21 protein-coding genes and 2 pseudogenes are annotated in these 26,120 nt (G+C 73.4%); 5 read left to right on the forward strand and 18 right to left on the reverse strand.

Annotated features, from left to right (window positions below; all coding sequences use genetic code 11):
- Positions 1–7 precede the first annotated feature (7 nt).
- The 6 genes from ACN6LM_RS09205 to ACN6LM_RS09230 form a co-directional block, all read right to left on the reverse strand.
- Positions 8–1,258 carry an ABC transporter substrate-binding protein gene (locus ACN6LM_RS09205; protein ID WP_445064800.1) on the reverse strand — a complete coding sequence of 417 codons (1,251 nt, stop codon included), beginning with the start codon at positions 1,256–1,258 and terminating at the stop codon, positions 8–10.
- The gene (locus tag ACN6LM_RS09210) at positions 1,255–2,346 is read right to left on the reverse strand and encodes a branched-chain amino acid ABC transporter permease (RefSeq protein ID WP_445064801.1); all 1,092 of its coding nucleotides are present in this window, start codon (positions 2,344–2,346) and stop codon (positions 1,255–1,257) included. Before ACN6LM_RS09210 ends, ACN6LM_RS09205 begins: the two co-directional genes overlap by 4 nt.
- On the reverse strand, positions 2,339–3,229 hold the full coding sequence (locus ACN6LM_RS09215) for a branched-chain amino acid ABC transporter permease (protein ID WP_445064802.1): 891 nt from the start codon (positions 3,227–3,229) through the stop codon (positions 2,339–2,341). The genes ACN6LM_RS09210 and ACN6LM_RS09215 overlap by 8 nt, the downstream gene beginning before the upstream one ends.
- Complete coding sequence (locus tag ACN6LM_RS09220) at positions 3,226–4,008, reverse strand: ABC transporter ATP-binding protein (protein ID WP_445064803.1); 783 nt, start codon at positions 4,006–4,008, stop codon at positions 3,226–3,228. Before ACN6LM_RS09220 ends, ACN6LM_RS09215 begins: the two co-directional genes overlap by 4 nt.
- Positions 3,996–4,796, reverse strand: a complete 801-nt coding sequence (locus tag ACN6LM_RS09225; protein WP_445064804.1) for an ABC transporter ATP-binding protein — start codon at positions 4,794–4,796, stop codon at positions 3,996–3,998. The genes ACN6LM_RS09220 and ACN6LM_RS09225 overlap by 13 nt, the downstream gene beginning before the upstream one ends.
- Before the next feature lie 306 nt (positions 4,797–5,102).
- Entirely contained in the window at positions 5,103–6,218 is a 1,116-nt protein-coding gene (locus ACN6LM_RS09230; RefSeq protein ID WP_445064805.1) for a glycerate kinase, read from the reverse strand.
- A gap of 126 nt (positions 6,219–6,344) precedes the next feature.
- Here ACN6LM_RS09230 and ACN6LM_RS09235 point away from each other — a divergent pair, with 126 nt between their 5' ends.
- Positions 6,345–6,836, forward strand: coding sequence for an NUDIX domain-containing protein (locus tag ACN6LM_RS09235; RefSeq protein ID WP_445064806.1), 492 nt, complete (start codon positions 6,345–6,347; stop codon positions 6,834–6,836).
- 16 nt (positions 6,837–6,852) lie between these two features.
- On the opposite strand, the gene ACN6LM_RS09240 is transcribed toward ACN6LM_RS09235, so the two are convergent.
- Positions 6,853–7,053, reverse strand: coding sequence for a DUF2191 domain-containing protein (locus ACN6LM_RS09240; RefSeq protein WP_445064807.1), 201 nt, complete (start codon positions 7,051–7,053; stop codon positions 6,853–6,855).
- Between the two features lie 41 nt (positions 7,054–7,094).
- On the opposite strand from ACN6LM_RS09240, the gene ACN6LM_RS09245 reads away from it, so the two are divergent.
- The gene (locus ACN6LM_RS09245) at positions 7,095–7,736 is read left to right on the forward strand and encodes a class I SAM-dependent DNA methyltransferase (RefSeq protein ID WP_445064808.1); all 642 of its coding nucleotides are present in this window, start codon (positions 7,095–7,097) and stop codon (positions 7,734–7,736) included.
- A 239-nt stretch (positions 7,737–7,975) separates the two neighbouring features.
- A complete protein-coding gene (locus ACN6LM_RS09250; protein WP_445064809.1) occupies positions 7,976–8,560 on the forward strand; it encodes a TMEM165/GDT1 family protein in 585 nt (194 codons plus the stop codon).
- A 71-nt stretch (positions 8,561–8,631) separates the two neighbouring features.
- Here the strand turns inward: ACN6LM_RS09250 and ACN6LM_RS09255 are convergent, their stop codons facing one another.
- The 8 genes and pseudogenes from ACN6LM_RS09255 to ACN6LM_RS09290 form a co-directional block, all read right to left on the reverse strand.
- Positions 8,632–9,132, reverse strand: a complete 501-nt coding sequence (locus tag ACN6LM_RS09255; protein WP_445064810.1) for a methylated-DNA--[protein]-cysteine S-methyltransferase — start codon at positions 9,130–9,132, stop codon at positions 8,632–8,634.
- On the reverse strand, positions 9,129–10,619 hold the full coding sequence (locus tag ACN6LM_RS09260) for an AlkA N-terminal domain-containing protein (RefSeq protein WP_445064811.1): 1,491 nt from the start codon (positions 10,617–10,619) through the stop codon (positions 9,129–9,131). Before ACN6LM_RS09260 ends, ACN6LM_RS09255 begins: the two co-directional genes overlap by 4 nt.
- Before the next feature lie 96 nt (positions 10,620–10,715).
- Positions 10,716–11,285 (reverse strand): hypothetical protein, encoded by a 570-nt coding sequence (locus ACN6LM_RS09265; RefSeq protein ID WP_445064825.1) that lies wholly within the window; start codon positions 11,283–11,285, stop codon positions 10,716–10,718.
- A gap of 191 nt (positions 11,286–11,476) precedes the next feature.
- Positions 11,477–12,307 (reverse strand): annotated as a pseudogene (locus tag ACN6LM_RS09270) (aldehyde dehydrogenase family protein); the annotation flags it as partial.
- A gap of 157 nt (positions 12,308–12,464) precedes the next feature.
- Entirely contained in the window at positions 12,465–13,766 is a 1,302-nt protein-coding gene (locus ACN6LM_RS09275; RefSeq protein WP_445064812.1) for an MFS transporter, read from the reverse strand.
- A 29-nt stretch (positions 13,767–13,795) separates the two neighbouring features.
- Entirely contained in the window at positions 13,796–14,719 is a 924-nt protein-coding gene (locus ACN6LM_RS09280; RefSeq protein ID WP_445064813.1) for a TauD/TfdA dioxygenase family protein, read from the reverse strand.
- A 181-nt stretch (positions 14,720–14,900) separates the two neighbouring features.
- A complete protein-coding gene (locus ACN6LM_RS09285) occupies positions 14,901–15,503 on the reverse strand; it encodes a TetR/AcrR family transcriptional regulator (RefSeq protein ID WP_445064814.1) in 603 nt (200 codons plus the stop codon).
- Between the two features lie 56 nt (positions 15,504–15,559).
- Positions 15,560–17,080 carry a class I adenylate-forming enzyme family protein gene (locus ACN6LM_RS09290; protein WP_445064815.1) on the reverse strand — a complete coding sequence of 507 codons (1,521 nt, stop codon included), beginning with the start codon at positions 17,078–17,080 and terminating at the stop codon, positions 15,560–15,562.
- A gap of 73 nt (positions 17,081–17,153) precedes the next feature.
- Between ACN6LM_RS09290 and ACN6LM_RS09295 the strand changes: the two genes are divergently transcribed.
- Together ACN6LM_RS09295 and ACN6LM_RS09300 are read left to right on the forward strand one after the other, a co-directional pair.
- Positions 17,154–17,762: a TetR/AcrR family transcriptional regulator gene (locus tag ACN6LM_RS09295; RefSeq protein WP_445064816.1), complete on the forward strand. Its 609-nt coding sequence runs from the start codon at positions 17,154–17,156 to the stop codon at positions 17,760–17,762.
- A gap of 33 nt (positions 17,763–17,795) precedes the next feature.
- A complete protein-coding gene (locus tag ACN6LM_RS09300; RefSeq protein ID WP_445064817.1) occupies positions 17,796–19,454 on the forward strand; it encodes an acyl-CoA dehydrogenase family protein in 1,659 nt (552 codons plus the stop codon).
- A gap of 28 nt (positions 19,455–19,482) precedes the next feature.
- Here ACN6LM_RS09300 and ACN6LM_RS09305 read toward each other — a convergent pair whose 3' ends face one another.
- The 3 genes and pseudogenes from ACN6LM_RS09305 to ACN6LM_RS09315 all read right to left on the reverse strand — a co-directional run.
- Positions 19,483–22,752: an ATP-binding protein gene (locus ACN6LM_RS09305; RefSeq protein ID WP_445064819.1), complete on the reverse strand. Its 3,270-nt coding sequence runs from the start codon at positions 22,750–22,752 to the stop codon at positions 19,483–19,485.
- A gap of 162 nt (positions 22,753–22,914) precedes the next feature.
- Positions 22,915–25,821: an FG-GAP repeat domain-containing protein gene (locus ACN6LM_RS09310; protein WP_445064820.1), complete on the reverse strand. Its 2,907-nt coding sequence runs from the start codon at positions 25,819–25,821 to the stop codon at positions 22,915–22,917.
- A pseudogene (locus ACN6LM_RS09315) lies at positions 25,821–26,120 on the reverse strand (S8 family serine peptidase); the annotation flags it as partial. The gene ACN6LM_RS09310 and the pseudogene ACN6LM_RS09315, both read right to left, overlap by 1 nt.

Consider the following 26,120-nt stretch of genomic DNA (forward strand, 5'->3'; position numbering starts at 1 on the left):
CGGGGTACTACTTGAGGGTGTAGCTCTTGGCCGCCGCCGCGGCCTCGGCCGGCCTGACCACCTTCAGGCCCCCGGGGACCTTGTCGTCCGGCTTCATGATCACGCTCTCCCTGGTGGAGGGCGCCGCCGGGTCGGTGAAGTCGTGGGAGACCCCGAAATCGGTGCCGAATCCGGTGATGGTCAACAGCGCCTTGTCGATCCCTTCGCGCGTGAGGTCCTTCGCCGCGCACGCCTTCTTCAGGGCCTCGCCGTACAGGTCGGCGGCCGTGTAACCGGCGATGACGCCGTTGTCGAGACCGTCCTTCGGATAGGCGGCGGTGTACTCCTTCGCCAGCTTCGCCGGGCCGGTGCCCGGGTCGCCGATGGGCAGGGTGGACGCGGCGACGTAGTAGTCCTGCATCAGGGCCGGGCCGGCCTGCGTCTTCAGCAACTGCGGTGCGTACGCGGAGTTGTTGCCGATGACCGGGACCTTGAGGCCGGTGGCGGCGGCGACCCCGACGAGCGAGGCGGCCTGGCGGGGGCCCGCACTGATGACGACGGCCTTGACGCCCGCCTGCTTCAGGGCGGCGACCTGGGCGGTCATGTCGTTGTCGGTGGGCTTGATCTTCTGCTCGACGACGGTGAGACCCGCCTGCTTCGCCGCGTACTTGGAGCCGGCGAGCGCGTTCTCGCCGTAGTCGCCCTCGAAGTACACGTGGCCGATCCTGTCTCCCTTGGCGATGCGCTTCTCCGCGAGCAGGTAGTCGATCGCGTTGATCGTCTCGACGTCGTACGTGGCGCCGATGACGCGAACGTACTTGCTGCCCAGCAGGTTCGCGGACCACGCCTGCGGGAGGACGAGACCCTTGTCCTGGCCGTCGATGCGCTGCTCCACCGCCGCGACGAACGGGGAGCCGATGAACTGGACGAAGCCCAGCACCTTCGGTTCCAGTTCGGTGTATCCGGCGACGGCCTTCTGCGGGTCGTAACCGTGGTCGCGCACGGTCAGCTCGATCTTGCGGTCGCAGATGCCGCCGGCCGCGTTGGTCTGCTTCACCCAGAGCTGCTGGGCCTGGGTGACGCTCTTGCCGAGCGAGGCGTAGACGCCGGTCATGTCGGTGAGCGCGCCGAGCGCGATCGTCGAGTCGGTCACCCCCTCGCCGGTCTTCACCCCGCCCTTGGCCTCCTCTCCCCCGTCGGAGGACTTGGCCTTCTCGCTGCACCCGGTGAGGGTGAGGGCGAGGGCCGCGCACACGGCCCCGAGCACACGCAGTTTCATTTCTTCTCCCCTGAGTTCTTCGTCGGGCGTGTCAGGCCGCCGGGCAGGAACAGGACCGCCGCGACCACCGCGGCGCCGTACAGGTAGCGCGATGCCTCGCCCGGAGTCAGGCCGCCCGTGCCGGGGGCCGCGACCAGGGGCAGGGAGTCGCTGTAGTGGGTGAGGAGCTGGGGCAGCAGCGAGACGAAGGCGGCGCCGACGACCGCCCCCGCCACGGTGCCGAGCCCGCCGATGACGATCATGGCGAGGTATTCGAGGGACAGGACCATGCCGAAGTACTCGGGCACCGTCCGCTGGAAGACCAGGGCCAGGAGCACCCCGGCGAGCCCCGCGTACATCGAGGACAGCACGAAGACCCCGGCCCGGTAGCGGGCCACCGGGACGCCCATCACGCCGGCCGCGATGCGGTGGTCGCGGATCGCGTTCAGCGCCCGGCCCGGCCGCCCGCGCAGCACCCCGCGCGCGAACAGTCCGCTGAGGAGCAGGGCGAGCAGTGCCGCGTACCAGAGCTTCTCGGAGGACTGGAACGGCACTGCGGCGACCAGCACCTCGCTGTCGTCGAAGGTGAGGCCGAAGAGCGACAGCGGCGGCACCGAGCGGCCGTTGTAACCGCCGGTGAGGGACGAGGCGTTGAACAGCACGTGCTGGCCGATGAAGATCAGCGCCAGGGTCGCGATGCCGAGGTAGGCGCCCCGCAGCCGCCCCGCGATCGGGCTGAACAGCCCGCCCGCGGCCCCGGCGAGGAGGACGGCCAGCACGGCGGCGAGCCAGCTGGGCAGGCCGAGCCCGGACAGGGTGTGCCCGTTCTCCGTACCGCTCTCCCCCGCCAGCACGCAGTAGCCGTACGCGCCCACGGCGAGGAAGAAGGCGTGGCCCATGGACAACTGCCCGGTGGCCCCGGTCAGCAGGTTGAGCCCGATCGCGCCGATCGCGGCGGCCATCGCGAACAGCCCGGCCTGGAGCCAGAAGCGGTCCAGGTAGAAGGGGAGGGCGAGCAGCAGCACCGAGCCGGCCGCCCACAGCCAGGTGCGGGGACGGCGCAGCCGTGCGGTGACGGCGTACGGGAACGGGGTGGCGGTCTCAGACACGGGCCGGCTCCTTCGTGCCGAGGAGTCCGGCGGGGCGTATGAGCAGCACGATCACCATCACCAGATAGGGGGCCAGGTCGCCGATGCCCCGGCCGAGGAACGACAGATCGCTCTGGTAGCCGGTGGCGAGCGCTTCGGTGACGCCGACGATCAGGCCCCCGGCCAGGGCGCCCGTCGTGGAGTCGAGGCCGCCGAGGATGGCCGCGGGGAACGCCTTGAGCGCGGCGAGCGAGGTCGCCCGTTCCAGGCCGGGCGTGGGGAAGACGGTGAGGAACAGCGCGGCGACGGCGGCCAGCGCCCCGGCCACCGCCCAGGCCGCGAGCGAGACCCGGCCGAGCCTGATCCCCATCAGCGCGGCCGTCCGAGGGTTCTCGGCGGCGGCGCGCATCGAGACGCCCCAGGAGGTGAAGCGGAAGGCGAGCAGGAAGACGGTGATGAGGAGGGCTGCGGCGACGAACGCGGCCACCCGGGTCTGGGCGAGCGTGACCCCGCCGACGGTGAGGACCCGGTTCCCCCAGGGGTCGCCGAGCGCGAGCACCTCCGTGCCCATGCGCCGGGTGAGTTCGGTGGTCAGGAGGATGTCGACACCGATGGTGACGATGGCGAGGACGCTGTGGTCGCTGCCCCGGTAACGGCGCATCACCAGGAATTCGACGGCGGCGCCGACGACGGCCGCGCCCGCGATGCCGGTCGCGAGGGCGGGCCAGAAGCCGATGTCGTCGTGGAGCACGGCGGTGACGTAGCCGCCCGCGAGGAGCAGGGACGCGTGGGCGAAGTTGACGACCTCGGTGGCCTTGAAGATCACGACGAAGCCGAGCGCGATCAGGGCGTAGACCGAGCCGATGGACAGGCCGCCGAGGAGGAGTTCGATGAAGGTGGTCATTGCGGTGCTCCCAGATAGGCCTGGACGACGGCCGGGTCGTTCTGGACCTCGGCAGGGGTGCCGCCGGCGATCCTGCGTCCGAAGTCGAGTACGGTCACGGCGTCCGCGAGCCGCATCACCACCCCCATGTCGTGCTCGACCAGCACGATCGAGATGCCGAGGCCGTCGCGGACCCCGGCCACGACCGCCGCCGTACGCTGCCGTTCGTCGGCGGTCATGCCGGCGACGGGTTCGTCGAGCAGCAGCACCTGAGGCTCCATGCACAGCGCGCGGCCCAGCTCGACCAGCTTCTGCTGCCCGTACGGAAGTGCGCTCGCCGGCCGGTCCAACACCGCCTCCAGCCCGATGAATTCGGCGATCTCGCGGACCCTGTCGCGATGCGCGCGGGCTTCCCGGACGGCGGCCGGCAGCCGCAGCCCCGCGGCCAGGAAACCCGCCCGGGTGAGCCGGTGCCGGCCGAGCATCAGGGTGTCGGCGACGGTGGCGTACGGGGGCAGCGCGAGGTTCTGGAAGGTCCGGGCCACCCCGAGCGCGGCGATCCGGTGCGGGGCGAGCCCGGTCAGCTCGGTCTCCCCGAGCCGGACGCTTCCGGAGGCCGCCCGGTACACCCCGGACAGCACGTTGAAGGTGGTCGACTTGCCGGCTCCGTTGGGGCCGATGACGGCGTGGACGCTGCCCGGCTCGACGGTGAACGAGATGCCGTCGAGGGCGGTGAGCCCGGCGAAGCGTACGGTGACGTCCTGGACGGTGAGCGGGGCGGGGGCGGTCACGCGGACCACCTGCTCAGGGTGCGTACGGTGGTGCCCGCCGCCCGGTCCGCGTCGGCGGCGGCCGCCTCGTCCACGACGCCCAGGTAGCGGCGGCGCACCTCGTCGGATGCGGCCAGTTCGTCGGCGGGCCCGTGCAGGGTGACCTCGCCGACCTCCAGGACGTACGCCGTGGTGGCGAGGCGCAGGGCGATCGACGCGTTCTGCTCCACGAGCAGGACGGACGTGCCGGCGGCATTGATCTCGCGCACCGTGTCGGCGATGCGCTGCGCCATCAGGGGCGCGAGGCCGAGCGAGGGTTCGTCCAGCAGGAGCAGCCGGGGCCGCGCCATCAGGGCGCGGCCCATGGCCAGCATCTGCTGCTCGCCGCCGGACAGCAGCCCGGCGCTCTGGTGGGCGCGGCGGGCGAGCACGGGGAAAAGCTCGTGGACGCGGTCCAGCGCCTCGGCCGCCGCCTTGCGGCCTCCGTCGGCGCCGAGGGCTCCGGCGCGCAGGTTGTCGGCCACCGTCATGCGGGCGAACACCTGCCGGCCCTCGGGCACTTGGACGATCCCGGCGGCCACCACCCGGTCGGGCCGCAGCCCGTCCAGGGGGCGCCCGTCGAACCGTACGGTGCCGGCGCCGGTTCCGCCGTGGAAACCGAGGGTCCGTGAGACGGCCCGCAGCAGGGTGGTCTTGCCGGCGCCGTTCCCGCCGAGCACGGCGGTGATCGTGCCGTCCGGGACGTCGAGGTCGATGCCGCGCAGTGAGCGTACGGGGCCGTAGGCGGCGGAGAGTGCGCGGATCTCGAGCGTGGGCATGGGGGTCCTCCTCCTTCCGCGGTTCCTGTGTTGCCACAGGTCAGCAGGGGGAGGAGGGGGGCGTCCATGGGGGGCGGGGGGAAGCGTTGCGGGTGCCCCGGGTGGGCGGGGGTGGGTTGTGCGGGCGCACAGAGGGGGCGGGCGGGGGGCGCCCGCGGCGGGCGTTGTCCCCTGCTCGCCCCGTCCGGAACTGGGGCTCCGCCCCCGGACCCCGCGCCTCGGACGCCGGCGGGGCTGGAAGTGGCCGCACCGGAATCAAGCCCCTCCGGCGATCTCGGAGCGGGGGTCCGGGGCGGAGCCCCCGGTTCAGGCCAGGAAGTCGCGTGCGATGGACTCCGCCGCGCGCTCGAGCAGCGGCCCCGCCTCCGCCATGCACACCGCCGGATCCGGCTCCAGGTCCAGCAGCGCGTACGCCCGCCGGATCCCGGCTCCCGCCAGTGCCTCCGGCGTCAGCGCGAGGCGGCCGCACACCGCGACGACCTCGACGCCCGCCGCCCGCGCCGCCGACGCGACGCCCGCCGGGGCCTTGCCGTGCAGGGTCTGGGCGTCGAGGGAGCCCTCGCCGGTGATGACGAACGTCGCCCGGTCCAGTGCGGGCGCGAAGCCGAGGACGTCGAGCATGACCTCGATCCCGGGGCGGAAGCGCGCGCCGAGTGCGACGAGCGCCCCGTAGCCGATGCCGCCGGCCGCCCCGGCGCCGGGGAGTTCCGCCTGCTCGGGGCCGAGGAGGGAGGCGTAGTGGGCGAGGGCCGCGTCGAGCGTCGCGATGTCCGCCTCTGTCGCGCCCTTCTGGCGGCCGTAGACCTCCGGCGCGCCCTTCGGACCGGTCAACGGGTTGTCGACGTCGCTGGCGAGGATGAGGTCGATGCCGCCGAAGCGGGGGTCGAGCCCGGAGAGGTCCGCGTCGGCGAGGTCCGCGAGGCCGCCGCCGCCCGGCCCGACCGGTCTGCCGTCCGCGTCGAGGAAGCGCGCGCCGAGCGCGGCGAGCATGCCCGCGCCGCCGTCCGTGGTGGCGCTGCCGCCGACGCCGAACACGATGGTCCGGGCCCCCGCTTCGACGGCGGCGAGCAGGAGCTCTCCGGAGCCGTAGGTGGTGGCCGTGAGCGGCGCGAAGACCCCCTCGGGCAGGTGCTGGAGGCCGGACGCCTCGGCCATCTCGACCACCGCGGTGGTCCCGCGCACCGCGTACGCGGCGGTGACGGGGTCGCCCAGGGGCCCTGTCACCCGCGCCTCGCGGCGCTCGAAGCCGGCGGCCACCGCCGCCGCCACCGTGCCGTCGCCGCCGTCGGCGACCGGCAGGGTCTCCACCCGTACACCGGGGACGACGCGCCGCAGCCCGGCCGTCACCCGCTCCGCGACCTGCACGGCCGTGAGCGAGCCCTTGAACTTGTCCGCCGCGACGAGCACGCGTGCGGTCTCCATCACTGCTCCGTCCGTCACCATGATTCCCTTTGCATTCGAACAGGCAGTCGCGCCGCACCGACCCTATCCGCCGCACCCCCTCCCTGCCCATGGTCTGATCGATCAAAGCGGGCCTACGCTGACCGTATGACCACTACTGACTACGCCACGTATATCGCCGGTCTTCCCAAGGTCCTCGTGGCAGCCGCCTGCATCTTCCGGGACGCGGGCGGCCGGGTGCTGCTGGTCGAGCCGAGCTACCGGGAGGGATGGACGCTGCCCGGCGGGACGGTCGAATCGGCCGACGGGGAGGGCCCGCGGCAGGGCGCGCGCCGCGAGTCGCTGGAAGAGATCGGGCTCGACGTCGAGCCGGGCCGGCTCCTCGTCGTGGACTGGACGCGCGGCAGCGACCGGCCGCCGGTCGTGGCGTACGTGTACGACGGCGGGGTGCTGGACGACGAGCAGCTGAAGGCGGTCCGGCTCCAGGAGTCGGAGCTGCTGTCGTGGAAGCTGGTCGAGCCGGCGGAGATCGACCGGTATCTGATCGGTGCGCGCGCCGGGCGGATGCACGCGGCGCTGGAGGCTCTGGCGTCGGGCACGGGCGCCGTGGAGCTGGAGGACGGCCGCCCCGTCGGCTGAGGGCCCGGGTGCCCGGTCAGCCCTGGGTGTCCGGCGGCCTGGTCTCGTCCTCGCGCCTGGTCTCGTCGCGCGCCGCGACCCGGGCCTCGGTGCGGTGGCCGCGCGCGATGTAGTCGCGTACGACCGCCTCCACGGCGTCCTGCGGACTGCCGACGCCCGCGAGCACCATCACTTCGACCACGAGCTCCGCGTCGAGACTGATCGCCACCTTCGCCATGGCGCGACGGTAGCACCGCGCGTCCCGGTACGGTCCCGGGCATGACTCTCCACGCCACCCGGGCCTCGTACGACACCGTCGCGGCGGACTACGCCGCGCTTCTCGCGGGCGAGTTGGCGGCGAAGCACCTGGACCGGGCGATGCTCGGCACGTTCGCCGTGTACGTGCGGGGGGACGGCGGCGGGCCGGTCGCCGATCTCGGCTGCGGGCCGGGGCGGGTCACCGCGTATCTGCGGGACCTGGGCCTCGACGCCTCCGGCGTGGACCTCTCGCCCGGCATGGTCGCCGAGGCCCGGCGACGCCACCCGGACCTGCGGTTCGAGGTGGGGACGATGGCCGCGCTGGCCCTGCCCGACGGCTCGCTCGCAGGGGCCGTCGCCTGGTACTCGCTGGTCCATACGCCGCCGGTGGAGCTGGGGGCGTACGTGGCCGAGTTCCGCCGGGTCCTGGCCCCCGGCGGCCATCTGCTCATCGCCTTCAAGGCGGGCGACGACGAGGGCGTACGGCTCGATCACGCGTACGGGCACGCCGTGGACCTCGATGTGTACCGCTTCGCCCCGGACCGGGTGGCGGCGCTGCTCGACGCCGCCGGCTTCGAGGTGCGGGCCCGGCTGGTGCGGGCCGCGGACCCGGACGAAGGCACCCCGCAGGCGTTCCTGCTCGCGCGGCGTCCGACCGGGTGAGGTAGCATTGAGGGCTGCGAAGGGGAGTAGCCCCGAAAACCGGTCGTCGACACACTGGAGCCTCGCGGTTCCCGGTGGCCGGGCTCGTGGATCATCACGGGTGGGCGAGACCTTCGGTCAGGTGTGACACGCCCACGCCCTGTGGGCGGTGCCGTCATGCCGGGCCGAGTGGTCCTCCGAAACGCCGACCGGCACTTCGCGGAGACCCGGGGCCCGGCTCGTACAGAAAGCCACCCGGAATGCATCTCGACCCCCTGGCGATCCTCACCGCTTTCGGGCTGATCTTCCTCGCCGAACTCCCGGACAAGACCATGTTCGCGTCGCTCGCCATGGGCACGCGCATGCGTCCGCTCTACGTCTGGTTCGGCACCTCGTCCGCGTTCCTCGTGCATGTCGCCATCGCGGTCGGTGCGGGCGGGCTGCTCGGTCTGCTGCCCGACTGGATCGTCAAGCTGGTGTCGGCCTGCCTCTTCGCCTTCGGCGCGTTCATGCTGCTGCGCGGGGGCGGGGACGACGAGGACGACGAGTCGGGCCCGAAGACGGTGACCGGGTTCTGGCCGGTGTACTCGACGGCGTTCATGGCGGTGTTCATCAGCGAGTGGGGCGACCTCACGCAGATCACGACCGCCAACCTGGCGGCGAGCAACGGCACCTGGTCCACCGCGATCGGCTCCGCCGCCGCCCTGATGTCCGTGTCCGCGCTGGCGCTGCTCGCGGGCCGGTTCATCGCGAAGCGCGTACCGCTCAAGACCGTGCAGCGCATCGGCGGGCTGTGCATGCTGGGCCTGGCGATCTGGACGGTGACGGAGATCTTCACCGGCTGACCCGCGGAACAGCCGTACGCCGATGGGCCCCGCACACAGGCGTGTGTGCGGGGCCCATCGGCGTATCCGCTTCAGAACAGCGCAGGAGTGGTCTCCTCGGTGCCGTTCTCGAACGCCAGCAGGCGCTGCTTGCGGTCCAGCCCGCCCCCGTAGCCGGTGAGGCCGCCCGACGCCCCGATCACCCGGTGGCAGGGCACGATGATGCCGACCGGGTTCTTGCCGTTGGCCAACCCCACCGCCCGGGAGGCCCCGGGCTTGCCCAGGTTCTCGGCGAGCTCCCCGTACGAGCGGGTCTCGCCGTACGGGATGAGCCGCAGCTGCTCCCAGACGCCGCGCTGGAACGGGGTGCCGTCCAGGTGCAGCGGCAGGTCGAAGTCGCGCAGTTCGCCGGCGAAGTAGGCGTCGAGCTGGCGGATCGCCTCGGTGAAGGGGCGCGGATCGGGTGCGCCGAAGGTCTCCTCGGGAGGCCGGTGGCGCTGGCCGGTCATGTAGAGGCCGGCGAGGCCCCCGTCGGTGGCGACGAGGGTCAGCGGGCCGTAGGGGCTGTCGGTGACGGTGTGCTGCCGGGTCACGGGGCACTCCCTTCCGCGTCCGGGAGGTGGTTGATGGGGTGGTCGTCGACGGTCCAGAGGTACTGGACGGCGTACGCCCGCCAGGGGCGCCAGCCGGCCGCGCGGGCGGTGAGGGCGGCCGGGGTGGAGGGCAGGCCGAGGTGCTGGGCGGACCTGCGGATGCCGAGGTCGGTCGGGAGGAAGGCGTCCGGGTCGCCGAGGGCGCGCATCGCGATGACCTCGACGGTCCAGGGGCCGAACCCGGGCAGCGCGGCCAGTTCGGTGCGGGCCCGCTCCCAGTCGGAGTCGGGGCCGAGGTGCAGCGAGCCGTCCGCCAGGGCCCGGACGAGGGTGGTGAGCGTGCGGCGGCGGCTGCGCGGGAGGGCCAACCGCTCGGGGTCGAGTCCGGCCAGCGCCTCCGGGTCCGGGAAGAGGTGGGTGAGTCCGCCCTCGGGGTCGTCCACCGCGGTGCCGTGTGCGGTGACCAGACGGGCGGCGTGGGTGCGGGCGGCGGCGGTGGAGACCTGCTGGCCGAGCACGGCGCGGACGGCGAACTCGGCACCGTCGACGGTCCTCGGCACCCGGCGGCCCGGTGCCGCGTCGACCAGCGGGGCGAGCAGCGGGTCGGTGCGCAGCTGTTCGTCCACGGCGACCGGGTCGGCGTCCAGGTCGAGGAGCCAGCGGCACCGGCTGATCGCGAGGGTCAGGTCGCGCGGGTCGGTGAGGGCGAGCCGGCAGGCGATGTGGCCGGGGCGCGGGGTGAGGGCGACGATGCCGTGGCCGTGCGGCAGGGTGAGGGTGCGGCGGTACGCGCCGTCGCGCCACTCCTCGACGCCGGGGACGGCGGTCGCGGCGAGGTGGCCGAAGAGGTTGCTGGGGTTGAGCGGGGCCCGGTACGGCAGGCGCAGGGTGATGACGCCGGGGGTGGTGGGCGCGGGTGCGGTGCGGGCGGCGCGGGCGCGCAGTTCGCCGGGGGCCAGGGCGAAGACCTCCCGGACGGTGTCGTTGAAGGTGCGTACGGAGGAGAAACCGGCGGCGAAGGCGATCTCGGCCATGGGCAGGTCGGTGGTCTCGATGAGCACGCGCGCGGTCTGGGCGCGCTGGGCACGGGCCAGGGCGAGCGGTCCGGCGCCCAGTTCGGCGACCAGCTGGCGTTCGATCTGGCGGGGCGAGTAGCCGAGACGGGCGGCGAGGCCGGGCACGCCTTCGCGGTCGACCACGCCGTCGCGGATGAGGCGTATCGCGCGGGCCACCGAGTCCGCGCGGGCGTTCCACTCCGGGGATCCGGGGCTGGTGTCGGGGCGGCACCGCTTGCACGCCCGGAATCCGGCCTGCTGGCAGGCGGCCGCGCTGGGGTAGAACGTCATGTTCTCGGCCTTGGGCGGCACGACGGGGCAGCTCGGGCGGCAGTAGATCCGGGTGGTCAGGACGGCGGTGAAGAACCAGCCGTCGAAGCGGGCGTCCTTGGAGCGGACCGCCCGGACGCAGCGCTCGGTGTCGGTGTGCATGGTTCAAGGATGGGCCACGGGTGGGGGCGGAGGCTGGCGGAAATCCGACATGGGCGTCGGGCTGCCTGGGGCTGCCCGACGCCCATGGCGCTCGGATCAGCCCAGGAGCGCGGAGGCGAAGATGCCGGGGAGCCTCGTCGCCCTCGGGTCGGCCGTGTACGCGGTCAGCCGTTCCATGGTCGTGCGGCCCGTGCGGTTGGTGACGTAGTACGGCGGGCGCGGGGACAGGGACGGGGAGCCCGTGAACAGGCCGCGCGGGGCGGGTGCGAAGGGGGCGCGTACGACCGTCTTCTCGACGTGCTCCAGCATGAACGCGTTGTGCACGAAGCCGACGCCGCTGCCGATGTCCTGGCGGTCGTGCCCGGGGAAGGCGCCCCAGGGGGTGTACCCGAGCAGGAAGCCGAAGGCCGACCAGCAGTTGACGCCGAGGGTGCCGTAGCGGAGGCCGGCGACCGCCTCCTCGACCGCGCTGCGGTGGGCGCGTTCGGTGCGGGGGTGGACGAGCAGGGTCGCACCGAGCGTGCCGGGGAGCCGGTCGTTGGCGAACTCCGTCGCCGCGCGCAGGAATGCGCGGGCGTCGGCGCCCGGCAGGCGTACGACTCCGAGGGCGCTGGCGAACACCTCGGTGTCCAGCATCGGGTCGCCCTCGTCCGTGATGTCCGGCACCAGGAGGCGGCAGGCGCCCTCGGCGTGGGTCTCGGCGTCCGGGTGGGCACGGACGACCGCGCCGAGGCGGTCGGCGGCGCCGGGGTAGTAGTCGGCGTGGGCGGCAGTGCGCGCAGGACCCGGCGGATCTCGGCGAGCAGCCGTTCGGTGCCGTCCCACTCGCGGGGGACGACGAGGATCTGGCTGGCGACGCAGTTGTGGCCGGAGTTGTTCATCTTGCTGGTGACGATGTGCTCGGCCTGGAACCGGAAGTCCGCCGCGCTCCACGGCCCCGGGGCCACGATGCAGGGGCTGACGCCGCCGAGTTCGCTGGTGAACGGCTTGTCGTTGAGCGGGGTGTCCTCACTCCTGCGCCGCTCCGCCTGCTCGTCGGTGCCCCAGACGATCGCGTCGTGGGTGCGCTCGCTGCCGGTGACGTGGATCGTGTCGACGCCGTCGTGGGTGGTGAGGTAGGCACCGGTGTCGGCGCCTCCGTCCACGAAGCGCACCCAGCCCTTCTCGATGAACTCGGCGAACACCTCCTCGAAGTGCGGGCGCAGGTAGGCGTTGACGGGATTCATCTTGGCGAGGACGACCTCGCCCTCCGCGTACAGCTTGTGCAGGATGTCCAGCGGGGTGATCGCGGGGACGTTGCCCGCGCCCAGGACCAGGGCGACGGCCGGGCGGCCCCGGCGGCCCCGGTACTCCCCCGCCGCGTCGGCCAGTGCCTGTGCGCGGGTGGTCCCGGGGAGGGTCCAGACCTCGGCGGTGAACCCGTTGAGCAGGAGGCGGTCCGATCCGGTGGCGGGGAAGACGTCGACCAGGACACGGCCTCCGCGTTCGCGGACGGCCCCGCGGTCGACCGGGTCCTGTCCGGCGGCCAGCCTGCGCAGCACGTGGAGGTAGGCGCTCACCGTCTGGGCCAGCGCCCAGGGGGCGGTGACCCAGTCCTCGGCGGCCCAGGCCGAGTCGGCGGCGTACCCCTTGGCGGCGGCGGCGTCGGCGACCATGGCGGGCGCGGCCCCGGCGATGCGCGGGAGCATGCGCTCCAGGAGGGCGACGCGTTCGGGGAGCGGGGTGGCGGTCCAGGTGCCGGCCCGGTCGCGCAGGCCGGCCACGGCGAGGTCGAGCGGGCTGGTGTCGAGTGCGGGGGCGGCGCTCACGGGCGGGCTCCTTGGGTGGGTCCGGTGGGGGGGAGGGTCAGGTGGTCGGGCGGCACGCGTCGCGGGCCGGGTCGATGAGCCGGAAGGATGCCGCGGCGCCCAGGACGAGGAGCAGGCCGGAGAGCACGACGGCGTTCTGGTAGCCGACGGTCCCCTGGGCGTCGACGAGGGCGCCCACGACGGCCGGGGCGGCCAGTCCGGCCATGGTGACCAGGGCGTTCATGACGCCCAGCGCGCCGCCGGCCCTGTTCGGCGGGGCGAGTTCGCTGACGGTGGTCGCCGCGACGGCCGCGTACGAGCCGCCGAACCCGAAGCCGAGGGCGATCAGCACGGTCTTGGCCGTGGAGCCGTCCGCGACCGGGACGGCCAGGCAGCACAGGGCGCCGAGCGCGAGCAGCGTGCCGCCGACCCAGCCCCGGGCGCGGCGGCTGCCGACGCCGCGCCGCATCAGCCGTCCGGTGACACCGGCCTGGGCGAGCAGGACGACGGCGCCGATGGTCCAGGGGGCGACGACGACGGTGCCCGCCTCGCCGGCCGTGTAGCCGAGGGCGTTGCGCAGGTAGGACGGCAGCCAGACCAGCATGAGGGCGACGGTCCAGTAGCTGGTGAAGTAGGCGAAGGTGGCGCCGATCCAGGTGCGGCTGGTGAGGATCGCGCGGTACGGGACCGGGGTGGCGGCGGCCTCCTCGCGGACCGGCGTACGGGCGGTCTCCACGCGGTGTCCGCCGTCCGCGCCGAGCGCCTTCCAGACGGCGGCCCATACGAGGCCCGCGCCCGCCAGCACCCACAGTGCCGTGCGCCAGCCGTGGTGCTGGATGACCCAGGACAGGCCCGGCGCGGAGGTGATCACCCCGAGCGTGACGCCGAGGGTGATCAGGGCGCCCGGCAGGTTGCGCCGGTCGTTGGGGAACCAGGCGAGGGTGGCCTGCTGCGCCACCGGGAAGGCCGGGCCCTCCGCCGCGCCGAGGAAGACCCGGGAGGCGACGAGGACGGCGAGGCCGCCGCCGATCGCGGCGGGCACCTGGGCCACGGACCAGAGCAGCGCCATGAGGAGCAGCAGGATCTTCGGCGAGACCCGGTCCGCGGCGAGGCCGACCAGGACGGCGGCGACGGAGAAGAGCAGGAAGAACGCGCCGTTGACGAGGCCGAACTGAGTGGCACTCAGGTGCAGGTCCGCGCGGATCTCGTCGGCGGCGAGGCCGAGCACGGACTTGTCGGCGAAGTTGACCATCATGAAGACCACGAGCAGCACGGTCACCGTCCAGGCCCTGGTGCGGGTGCCGGCGGGTGCCACCGTGTCGGTGGGGTGCTGGGGCCGTTCGATCGGTGCCGCGGTCATGGGATCTCCCGGGAAGTGGGGCGGAGGATTCAGGAGAGCGGTACGCCGGCGATGGCGATGCGCTCCATGACGCGGCGCTGCGGGAAGTAGTCGTTGATCGCGTAGTGCTGGGTGGCGATGTTGTCCCAGACGGCGATCGAGTCGGCCTCCCAGTGGAAGCGGACCTGGTACTCGGGGATGCGGGCCTGGAGGACCAGGATGTCGAGCAGTTCGCGGCTCTCGGCGTCGGACAGTCCGTTGATGCGGGTGGTGAAGGGCTCGTTGACGTAGAGGGTCTTGCGGCCGCTGCGCGGGTGGCGGACGACGACGGGGTGTTCGACCTGCGGCCAGGACGTGCGGAACGCGGCCTTCTGCTCGTCGTTCATGAGGGCGCCCCAGCTGGGTGCCCAGTCGTGCACGGCGGTGAGCTCGGCGATGCGGGCCTTCAGGTCATCGGGCAGGTTGTCGTAGGCGGCGGCCATGTCCGCCCACATCGTGTCGCCGCCCGCCTCGGGCACCTCCACGGCGCGCAGGACGGAGCCGAGCGCCGGGTTGACCATGAACGAGTGGTCGCTGTGCCAGATGTTCTTGTTGCCGGCCGCCTTGGCGTCCTTGGCGAGGCGTGAGACGCCGGCCGTCCCGGTCTTCGGGAAGAACGGGTTGGGCTCGGGCGGGCCCCAGACGCCGGACAGGGCGAGCTGGTGGTCGGCGGTGAAGCCGGTCTGCTTGCGGAAGAAGATCACCTTCCACTCCAGCAGCGCCTGGCGCAGCTCCTCGGCGAGTTCTTCGGTGATCGGGCGGGTCAGGTCGACCCCGCCGAGCACGGCGCCGAAGTGCGGGGTGAGCGGGCTGATCTCCACCCGCCGGTAGGTGGCCGGCTCGGCGCCGGGCGCGAGCCGTTCGAGGGTCCGGCTCCCGTAGTGCATGAGCGGCTTGTCCAGGACCGGCCTCGGGTTCGTGACAGCGGTCTGCATGGGTGTTCCTCCCGGCGGTGCGCTAATTACGTAACCAGCAGTATCGATATGAGGATGCGGCGGGGCAAGGGGTCGGACGCATAGATTTCCCGGCGGCCTCGCGGACCGTTCCATGACCCTTCCGGCCGGTTCCGGGCATGCCGAAGCACCCGGCGGCGGGCCGGGTGAAGGGCGTACGCGGCTACGCCGGGGCGGCGACCGCCCGGCCGATCAGCTCCACCACGGAGTCCACCAGCCGCTGGTCAGGCAGGCGCTGTTCGCCGACCATGCGGAAGACCAGCGAGGCGGCGACGAGTGTCGCGGCGGCGGCGATGTCGACGTCGGCGCGGACGTCGCCGCGCGCCACCCCGCGCTCCAGGAGGTGGCGGGTCTCGCGCATCACGCGGGCCGTGTAGGCGCGGTACGCGCCCGGCTCGGCGCCCGCCTCCGACGCGGAGCCGATCACCCCGGCGAGCAGACGGGAGACGCCCGGCTGCCGGTACGCCTCCATGCGCGCCGTCAGCACGGCGCGCAGCTCGGCCCGGAAATCGCCCATGTCGGGGACGGTCAGCGGCCCGATCCGGGACTCGGCGGCGGCCAGGACGAGATCCTGCTTGGTGGCCCAACGCCGGTACATGGCCGGTTTGCTGACGCCGGCCCGGGCCGCCACCGCGTCCATCGTCAGCGCGCCCATGCCGTTCTCCGTCACCAGATGGACGACGGCGTCCAGCACGGCCCGGGTGACGCGCTCCTCGCGGGGTCTGCCGGGGCCCCGCCGCGCCTTGGGCACCTGTTCGTCGGCCATGTGCCGACCCTACGCGGAGCGGGCCCGCCCCCTTCCGCAGGGGTACGGGCCCGGGCTCACCGCCCCAGTTCGTCGCGCAGGACGTGCTTGGTGATCTTCCCGGACGGCGTGCGGGGCAGGCCGGCGCGCAGGACGAGCTCGCGGGGCACCTTGTAGCGGGCGATCCGGGGCTCCAGCCAGGCGCGGACGCCCTCCAGATCGAGCGCGGCACCCTCGCGCGGGACGACCACGGCGACCACGGTCTCGCCCCACTGGGGGTGGGGACGGCCGACCACGGCGACGTCCAGGACGTCCGGGTGGCCGCGCAGGGCGCCCTCCACCTCCTGCGAGGCGACGTTCTCGCCGCCGGTGATGATCACGTCCTTCATCCGGTCCACGACCGTGACGAACCCGTCCTCGTCGACCCGGCCCAGGTCGCCGCTGCGGTACCAGTCGCCCGCGAACACCTCGGCGGTCGCCCTCTCGTCGTCCAGGTAGCCGACCATGCGGGTGTCGGAGCGCAGCCAGATCTCGCCGGTCTCCCCCGCCCCCGCGTCGGCGCCGTCCCGGCGCACGACCCGCAGCTCGACCCCGGGCATGCCGCCCCGGCCGATCGCACCGGCCTTGGCGACCTGCTCGGCGGGCGGGAGCGAGGCGCCGACGGGGCCCGTCTCGCTCATGCCGTACACCTGGTGGAAGTTCTCGGAGCCGTACGCCTTCATCAGGCGGCGTGCGGTGTCCGCGTCGAGCGGTCCGGCGCCGTAGATCCAGGCCCGCACCGACGAGAGGTCGTACGAGGCGAAGTCGGCGACCGCCTGCGTCGGCGCGATGAGGGCGATCGGTGCGCCGAACATCGCGGTGACGCCCTCGCGCTGGATGGTCTCCAGCATGCCCCGGGGCTCGTACTCGCGCTGGAGCACCACCGTGCCGCGGGTCAGCAGCGTGCCCATCACCCAGTTGTTGAGCGGGGAGGCGTGCCAGACGGGCATGCAGATCAGGAAGCGCTCGTCGCGGCGGAGCGGGATGGCGGCGGCGGTGTAGGCGGCCGTCAGGGTGATCGTGCGGTGGGTGTGGACGCAGCCCTTGGGGGTGCCGGAGGTGCCCGAGGTGTACAGGATCTGGGCGACCTCGCCGTCCGTCCCCGGCTCCCCGGCCCACGGCTCGGCGGCCGCGATCCGGGCCTCGAACGCCTCGGCCGGCAGGCTGTCCGGCCCGGCGTCGGGGTGGCTGACCAGCCAGGTCACCTCGGCGCCGGCGGCGGTTGCGCGCTCGCCGATCTCCGCGTCGACCACGGCGATCCTGGCCCCGCAGTGGGTCAGCTGGCGCGCCACCTCGGCCGTCCGGAGCTTGTGGTTGACGGGGACCAGGGTGGCCCCCGCGTACCAGGCGCCGAACGCGGCGAACAGGAAGGCCGGGGTGTTGTACGTCATCACGGCCAGCCGGTCGCCCGGCCGGAGCCCGGCCTCCCGCAGCACGGTCGCCGCACGGCGGGCCGCGTCGGCGAATTCCCGGTAGGACCACCGCTGCTCACGGTAGACGACCGCTTCGTGGCCGCCGGCCGAGCGGACGGCGCTGTCCAGCAGGGTACTGAGGTGCATCACGTTCTCCTGACGAGCCGGACCGTGCGAACGGGCCATGGCGGGAACCTCTGAATGATGGTTCACTTCTTTCATGGCCTACCGCAAGACCCCAGCCGAAATCAGTCGGCTCGAAGCAGCCAGGGAGCATCTGGTCGCCGCCGCCACCTCGGTGGTCGCGGAGGTCGGCTGGTCGCAGGCGTCGGTCACCGCCGTCGCCGACTCGGCCGGCATCGCGGCCGGCTCCGTCTACCAGCACTTCGCCTCCAAGGCGGCCCTGGCCGTCGAGGTGTTCCGGCGCGCCGCCGGCCGCGAGGTCGAGGTGCTGGGCAAGGTGCTGCGCGAGCCGGGGACACCGGTCGAGCGGCTGGCCCGGGGCGTCGAGGTCTTCGCCCGCCGCGCCCTGGAGAACCGGGGCCTGGCCTACGCACTGCTCGCCGCCCCGGCCGATCCGGCGGTCGGCGCCGAGCGGCTCGACTACCGCCGCCGCTACCGCGCCCTGTTCGCCGAGGTCGTCCACGAGGGCATCGAGGCGGGCCTGCTGCCCGCGCAGAACGGCGAGATCACCGCCGCCGCGCTCACCGGCGCGGTCGGCGAGGTCCTGGTCGATCCGCTCGGCACCGGCGACGGGGAGACCACCGAGGCGCTGCTCACCGAACTCGTCGCCATGGCCCTGCGCTGTGCGGGCGCGCCGCGCCCTTGACCATTCCGCGTATCACCGCCCCTGGAGGCCCCCGTGTCCACGACCGTCCCGCCCCGCAGCAACCCCACCGCCGCGACCCACGAAGTGACCAACCAGGCCCCGCCGTTGACCGGCCATGACGCGGCCGACGACGTGGTGCTCCTGGAGGGCCTGCGCCGTGAGGGCGCCGAGTGGCACACCGAGGAGCTGCACCGGCTCGGCCGCCTCGTCGGCAGCGCGCAGGCCCAGGAGTGGGCCGAGCAGGCCAACGTCAACGAGCCCGTGCTGCGCACCCACGACCGCTACGGCCACCGCGTGGACGAGGTGGACTTCCACCCGGCCTACCACCACCTGATGAACGCCTCGGTGGGCGCGGGCCTGGCCGGCGCCGCCTGGGCGGACGCGCGCCCCGGCGCCCATGTGGCGCGCGCGACCGGCTTCATGGTGATGTCGACGCTGGAGGCGGGCCACCTGTGCCCGGTCTCCATGACGTACGCCGTGGTCCCGGCCCTGCGGCACGCCCCGGACCTGGCAAAGACGTACGAGCCGCTGCTGACCAGCCGGGTGTACGAGGCCGGGCTGCGCACCCCCGCCGAGAAGCCGGGGCTGCTCGCGGGGATGGGCATGACGGAGAAGCAGGGCGGCACCGACGTGCGCGCCAACTCCACCACGGCCACCGAGGCGGGCGACGGGACCTGGCGGCTGCGCGGGCACAAGTGGTTCACCAGCGCCCCGATGAACGACCTCTTCCTGGTCCTCGCCCAGGCGCCGGACGGCCTCTCCTGCTTCCTCGTGCCGCGCGTCCTGCCGGACGGCAGCCGCAACACCTTCCGCATCCAGCGGCTCAAGGACAAGCTGGGCAACCGGTCCAACGCCAGCAGCGAACCCGAGTTCGACGACACGGTCGCCTGGCTCGTCGGCCCCGAGGGCAAGGGCGTGCGCACCATCATCGACATGGTGACGATGACCCGTCTGGACTGCGTCATCGGCTCGGCCGCCGGTATCCGCGCCGCCCTCGCCCAGGCGGCCCACCATGTGCGCCACCGCTCGGTGTTCGGCACCAAGCTGATCGACCAGCCGCTGATGCGCAACGTGATCGGCGACCTCGCGGTCGAGTCCGAGGCGGCGACCACGCTCGGGCTGCGGCTGGCCGGCGCCGCCGACCGGGCCCAGCGGGGCGACGCACAGGAGCGGGCGTTCCTGCGGCTGGCCACGGCGGTGTCCAAGTACTGGGTGTGCAAGCGCCAGCCGGCCGCGGTCGCGGAGGCGCTGGAATGCCTCGGCGGCAACGGTTACGTCGAGGAATCGGGCATGCCGCGCATGTACCGGGAGGCGCCGCTCAACGGCATCTGGGAGGGCTCGGGCAATGTGAACGCCCTCGACCTGCTGCGCGCGCTGGCCCGGGAGCCGGAGTCGCTGGAGGCCTTCCGCGCCGAGGTCGAGGCCGCCTCGGGGGCGGACCGCCGGCTGGACGCGGCCTGGCAGGAGCTGCGCGGCGAGCTGGTCCTCACCGAGGACGCCCCGCTGCGGGCCCGCCGCCTCATCGAGCGCGCGGCACTGGTCCTCCAGGGCTCGCTGCTCGTCCGGCACGCGCCGACGGCGGTCGCCGACGCGTTCTGCGCCTCGCGGCTGGCCGGGGACCGGGGGCTCGCCTTCGGCACCCTGGCGCCGGGCACCGACTTCGCGGGGCTGCTGGAGCGGCTGCCCGCGTAAGTAACCCGTGACGGAGCCGGACCGCCCTTCAGTGGGCGCCCGGCTCCGTTTCCATGAGCCCTCGCACCTCGCCCGCGTGGACCGCGCCCGCCGGGTAGGGCAGGGCCCGCGCCAGGCCGTCAGCACGTGTCAGCGCGTCGCGGGCCGCGTCGGTGTCGCCGAGCCGGTGCAGGGCGAGGGCGAGGACCGTCAGCGCGTCCGCCTCGGCGATGCGCTCGCCGGTCCGGGCGGTACGGGCGACCTCCTCGGCTGCGAGCCGGTGCGCCGGTTCCGGGCGACCACTGCACAGCTCCGCCCACGCCGTGAGCACCGGCACGTCCGGCTCATGGCCCTCCAGGACGCGCCGCGCCTGGCCCGGGAGCCCGTCGCGCAGGGCGAGTTCGGCGCGGGCCGTCCGCACCGCATGGCCCGCCTGCCGGTCCACGAGGCCCGGCAGGGACCGCGCCCGGTCCAGCAGCGCGGCGGCGCCGGCAGCGTCCCCGGTGCGCATCCGGACCAGGGCCAGGGCGGCCAAGGCGTACGGAAGGCACCAGGCGCCGGCCTCCTCGGCCCCCGCCACCGCCGCCTCGGCGAGCGTGCGCGCGGTGCCGAACTCCTGGATGAGCATCCACAGTTCGGCGAGATTCGCGCGCTCGAAGGCGGCTCCGGCCAGGTCTCCCGACTGCTCGACGAGGTCGAGGGCCCGCTGTCCGGTGGCCAAGGCACGGCGCAACTGGCCGCTGCGCCGCTCGTTCTCCCGCAGGGTCGAGAGCACCTGGCCGAGCAGGGTGGGGTCGCCGTACGCCTCGGCCGGTGCGAGCGCGAGGCCGGCCGCTTCATGCGCCTCGTCCAGCCGGCCGCTGAGCCCGAGGACGCTGGCCCGCTGCGAGTGGGCCCGGGCCCGCAGCCCCTCGCCGGGCCGCCCGGTCACCGACCGGGCGGCGTCCAGAGCCTGCCGGGAGGCGGCGTCCGCCTCCTCGTACCGGCCCTGGACGCGACACAGCACGGCCCGGGCCAGGAAGTGGCCGGCGGCGGCCTCCGGCGGGGTGCCGTCGGTGATCGGGTGCGCGGCGAGCACCTGGCGACCGGCATCGGGCAGGCCGGTGCGCCCGAGCGTGTCGGCGAGCCAGGCCGCCGCGAGCACGATGTCCTCGTGGTCGCCGCGCCGGACGAACTCGTCCAGGGCGAGGCGCAGCACCTCGGCGGCCTGGGCGAAGTTGCCCATGCGACGCAGCACCTGGCTGTGCGCGAGGCGGGCGCGGGCGGCGTCCACGTCCAGCCGGGCGACCAGGTCGCGGTAGTAGCGGTCGGCGGTGTCGTTGGCGAAGAGGGCGGCGGCGCGGGCGGCGGCGCGGCGCAGGTACTCGGCGGCGCGCGGATCGTCGGCGCGGGTGAAGTGCGAGGCGAGGGTGTCCACGGCGTCGGGGCGGCGACGGAGCACGGCCTGCGCGAAGGAGCCGTGGAGCTGCCTGCGGCGGAGCGCGGACAGCTTCTCGTAACAGGTGAGGCGGACCAGCGGATGGCGGAACGTCAGCCCCGCCTCGTGCTGTCCGCCGACCACGATGTCGCGCTCCTCGATGAGCGAGGCGGCCATGGCGCGCTCCAGCGCGTCGGTGGCGGCGCCTCCGGTGACGGCGGGATCCAGCCCGTGCGCGGCGACGTCGAGCAGTTCCGACAACGATGTCTCCGGCCCGGCGACGGACAGCGCCTCGACGATTCTGCGCGTGTCCCGGTCGAGCCGGCCCAGCCGCTCCGCGACCAGCTGCCGCACACCGTCCGGCGCGCCCGTCCCGCCGCCCTCGGCCAGGCCGTGCGCGAGTTCGACGGCGAACAGCGGGTTGCCCAGCGACAGTTCCCAGACGCGGTCGGTGGCGCCCGAGCCCTGTCCGGGCATCAGCTCCACGGTGTCGCGCACGACCGCGAGGCACGCCTCCTGGTCCAGGCGCGGCACTTCTTCGTGGCCGGCGAGCCCCTGCCGGAGCAGGGAGGACAGACCCGTACGGCGCGGATCGCCGTCGGGGATCTCCTCCTCCCGGTACGTCACGAGGAACCGCACGCCGTCGGTCCGCGCCGCCCGCCGGGCCAGGTGGCTCAGCAGCTGGAAGGAGCCCAGGTCCGCCGCGTGCAGGTCGTCCAGCACGATCAGCACCGGCTGTACGGAGGCCAGCTCGCCGAGCAGGCCGGCGGTGGCCCGGAAGAGCCGGTCGCGCTCCTCCTCGGGGCTGCGCTCGGAGTCGGCGCGGACCCGGCCGAGAGCGGGCAGGAACGCGGCCAGTTCGGGGTACTCGCCGCCGACGCGGGCGCGTTCCGCCTCGTCGCGCTCGGCGAGCCAGCCGTCCAGGGCCTCGGCGAAGGCGCCGTACGGGGTGTGCCCCTCCGCGTCGTGTCCGCCGCCCCAGAGGACGGCGGTGCCGGAGGCGGCGGCCTGCCGGGCCACCTCGCCGACCAGCCGGGTCTTGCCGACGCCCGCCTCACCGGTGAGCACGGTGACGACCGCGGGCCCGTCCGCCGCGAGCAGCCGCCCGAGCACGCCCTCGCGCCCGCGCAACGGGGAGGCGGCCGGGACCCGGAGCGAGGCGGGCAGGGAGGGCGCGGACGGCGGTCCGGCGGGCTCCACCGTGAGCGCGGCTCGGTGCAGGCGCTCGGTCTCCGGGCCCGGTCGTACGCCCAGCTCGGCGTCGAGGGCCGCCCGGCAGACGTGGTACTGCCGCACCGCGCGCCGGCGCAGCCCGAGCCGGGTGTAGGCGTCGATGAGGAGGCGGTGGGCCAGCTCCTCGGCCGGGTTGTCGCCCAGGATCTGTTCCGCGAGCGTGACCGCTTCCTGGGCGTCACCCGCCCGGAGGTGGGCCTCGGCCAGGGCGAGGAGCAGGCGTTCCTTGATGGCGGCGAGCTGGGAGCGGCGCCCCTCGGCCCAGTCGGCGTAGCGGTCCTCGGGGAGGAGTTCGCCGGAGAAGCGCTCCAGGGCCCGGCGGAGGCCGTCCACGCCGCCGGCGGCGAGCGCGTTCCTGGCCTCCTCCTCGGCGCGGTCGGCGTCGATGCGGACGTGGGCGGGGTCGAGGTGGAGCAGTCCGCCTTCGGAGACGAGGTACGAGGAGGTGGCGCGGGAGGCCAGTTCGGGTTCGAGGGCCCGGCGGGCGGCGTGCAGGGCGACGCGCAGGCTGCCCTGGGCGGCCTGCGGGTCCGCGTCGGGCCAGCAGACGTCGATGACCTGTTCCCGGTGGAGCCGGTGTCCGGGTACGACGGCGAGCAGCTTCACCAGGGCCTGCGCGGTCTGTCTCGGCCAGCGCTCGGCCAGCGCCGGTCCCCCGTTACGAGTCACCTGGAATCCGCCGAAAAGGCGTATGTGCACCAGGGGTGGCGCCTGGTCCGTGCTGTGTGCTGTGTGCCGCTCGTTCATGAGGGCGCCCACTTTAACCGGGCACGCCGTGGGGCCCTCTGGTGGCTGCCGGAGGGGCCCACGGAACGCGGTGACCGCCTGGGTTCAGGAGAACTTGAGGGCGATCGTGTAGTGCGTGTACTGGTTCGGCACCGAGTAGCCGCCTCCGATGAGCTCGGCCGCCTGGTTGTAGCCGCGCTCGTCGAAGTTGAGCATGACGGCCTCTTCGGCCCCGTCGCCGTCGAAGTCACCGGTGGTGTAGTTGCGGGCGCCACCGGCGCTGGGGGCCGCGCCGAGGAAGTCCGGATACTGCTCGTCGCCGGTCACCACGGCCGGGTCCCAGAGGTAGAGCCCGCCCGGGCAGGCGGAGAGGATCACCTTGTCGCCGTTCGGGGCGGTGATCCAGGTCGCTCCCTGGGTCGGCGGGATCATGAACACACGGTTGTCCGCGTCACCGTCGGCGCCGAAGGAGTAGAACGCCGCGGTGCTGGACTCCAGCAGGACGCCATCGCCGTCGAAGTAGTTGCCGTGCGTGTACAGACCGCCCGTGACCGCGGTGTGCAGCACCTCCCCGGTGCGGCCGTCGCGGATCTCCACGACGTCGTACGGGCTGAACGCGTCGGTTCCGGAGAGCCCGGAGGGCGCCCAGACGACCCACGTGTAGACGACCGCGTGGCCGTCCGCGTACGGGATGGCGGGCGAGGCGTACACCGCGTGGTCGAGGATGCCGGCGCGCACCTTGCCGTCCTGGGCCTTGGCCGGAGCCTTCGGGGCCGCGGCCCAGCCGAGCGCACCGGTCTTGGCGTCGAGCTGGACGGCCCGCATGGCGGGGGTGTCCAGGGCGAAGGAGTTCGTGCTGGTGTACTGCACGTAGACCTTCCCGTCGCCCGTCGACGGGTCGGAGAACTGCACGTCCCCCGCGTCCGCCGGGGCGGCGTAGGTCCACAGCGCCTTGCCGTCGCCCCGGTAGACACGCAGCTTGTCGGTCGGGACGAGGATGTCGGACTTCTTGTCCCCGTCGACGTCCGCGAGCGTCAAGGAGCGGACGTACTGGCCGCCGCCGTCGATGGTGTTCAGGATCGCGCCGGTACGGGAGTCGAGCACGACGACCGCGCTGTCCGTGGCCACGACGATCTCCGGGGTCTTGTTCCCGGTGACGTCGGCGGTCTCGATTCCGTGCACCGAGCCCGGCAGTGTGGTCTGCCACAGCTTCTCGGGCTTGCCGTCGAGCAGCGAGGTGCCCGAGTAGGCCCAGATGCCGTGCGAGGTGCCGCCCTCGACGAAGTCGTCCTTCTTGTCCCCGTCGATGTCGAGCGACTTGCCGTAGGCCATGTCGCCCTGGAGCGGCGTCAGCTGTTCCTGGCTGCCGTCCTTGAACGCGTAGGTCCGGACGTTCTGGTCGGCGTCGACCACCCGGATGTGCCGGCCGTTCTTGTCCTTGAAGACGTCCTGGAAGGTGGGCGACGCGGTGGCGCCCTTCGTCTGCCAGGTGACCTTGCCCTTCCCGGAGAAGACGGTCAGGGACGCGTACCGGTTGATGTTGGCGGCGGTATCGGTGTCCGCGTCGTCCTGTCCTGCCGCAACCAGCTTCTTGCCGACCACGTCGAGCCGCCAGGTGCTGGGCCCGTCGTGTCCGTTGGAGGCGTCGCGCTTGGTGGTGTGCTGCCACAGCGGGGTCTCGGGGTCGTCCCCGTCCAGCACGCGGATCGTGCTCGCGTTCACGAACATCGCGTCCGTCAGCGAGGACTCGGAGACGGCGTACTCGGCGTCCCCGCCGCCGCTCAGATTCCCGACCGCCAGGGCGGTGGGCACCACGTTGAAGCGGGTGTCGAGCGTGGTCCGGCGGCCGTCGGCGAGGTCGTACGCGGCGAGCTCGTAGCGCATCTCGTCGGTGAAGTCGGCCTGTTCCACGGCGACGAGCTGCCCGCGGCCCTCATCCACGCGCAGCTGGCGGACGTACAGCGAGCTGTCCGTCTGCCACTGGACCGCGCCGTCGTTCATGTCGAGGACAAGTGCCCTGCCCCGGGAGGCGTGGGTGGACGTCTTGCGCAGGTTCCACGCGACGGCGACCTTGCCGGCACCGAGGTCCTGGAGGGCGCCCCAGCTGGCCGGGGCCGTCTCACCGGAGTCGTACGTCCAGGTGCTGGCCTCGGTGAGCTTGCCGCCGTCGTACGAGAAGCGGGTGCTGGTGAGCTTGGCCGTGCTGTCCGCGGGGGCGTTCCCGTTGTACTTGGGCGAGTCGGCGACGAGCAGCGCACCGTCGACGATCTTGACCTGGCTCGCGTACAGGTAGTACTTCGACCAGACCGTCCTGCCGGTCGTGCCGTCGAGGACCGTCACCATGGTGCCGGAGGTCATCGTGGTGCCCGGGATGGTCACACCGGAGGGCGGGACCATCCCGACGTTCGCCGAGAAGACCACGTCGGGCACGCCGTCGCCGGTGAGGTCGCCGGTGTCATAGCCCTGGTCCGAGTCGGGCGTGAACGGGCTGACCGCGTTGTAGCCCATCTGCACGTGCGGCGGGTAGAGCTCCTTCTCCCACACGCGCAGGGGCTTGATCCCCCAGTCCGCGTACAGGTCGTCCGTGGCGCGGGTCCACTGCCCGGTGCCGTCGGCGGCGGTGCGCGTCACGTGGGCCAGGCTGTGCAGGGTGAAGTAGTCACCCTTCTTATTGCCCACCGGCATCGTGGTGGCGTATCCGTGCACGTTCTCGATGGTCGACGTCGCCTTGACGGAGATGTTCGCGGACGCCTGGGTGGAGGCGCCGGAGTCTCCAGCGGCCGTGCCGGCTTCCGTATGGGCGGCATCGGCGGTGGCCCCGGCGTCCCCGTACAGGTCCGGCTGCATGCGCTCGGCCAGCTTGGCGGCCTGGGCGTTCGTCAGGCGCATGCCCGAGCCCGAACCGGAGCCCGAGTCGGCGGCGAGGGCGTGCGGGGCGGCGGTCAGCGCGAGGCCCGCGGCGACCAGTCCGGAGGCGAGCCGCAGGGCCCGCCGCGAGTTGTGGGCTCTCATCACTTGTCTTCCTGAGTGAAGTGGACGGCGGAACCGGCGGTGATGACCGGCTGGTCGAAGGCGTACTGGAGGGCGTCCGTGCCGGTCTGGTTCTCGATGCCGACGGTCGCACCGGTGCCGCGGTCGGGGACGGTGTTGTACTGCACGGTCACCGAACCGGTGGCCTCGTCGAAGACCGCTTCGAAGGTGGCGCGGCCGGCGGTGCCGTCGGCGTAGGCGGCGTTGTTCCACACGATGGCGAAGGAGCGCTTGCCCGTCGATCCGGTGGTCGCGGTCTGCACGGACGACTTCTTGTCCAG

The organism is Streptomyces sp. SAS_281, from assembly GCF_052542855.1.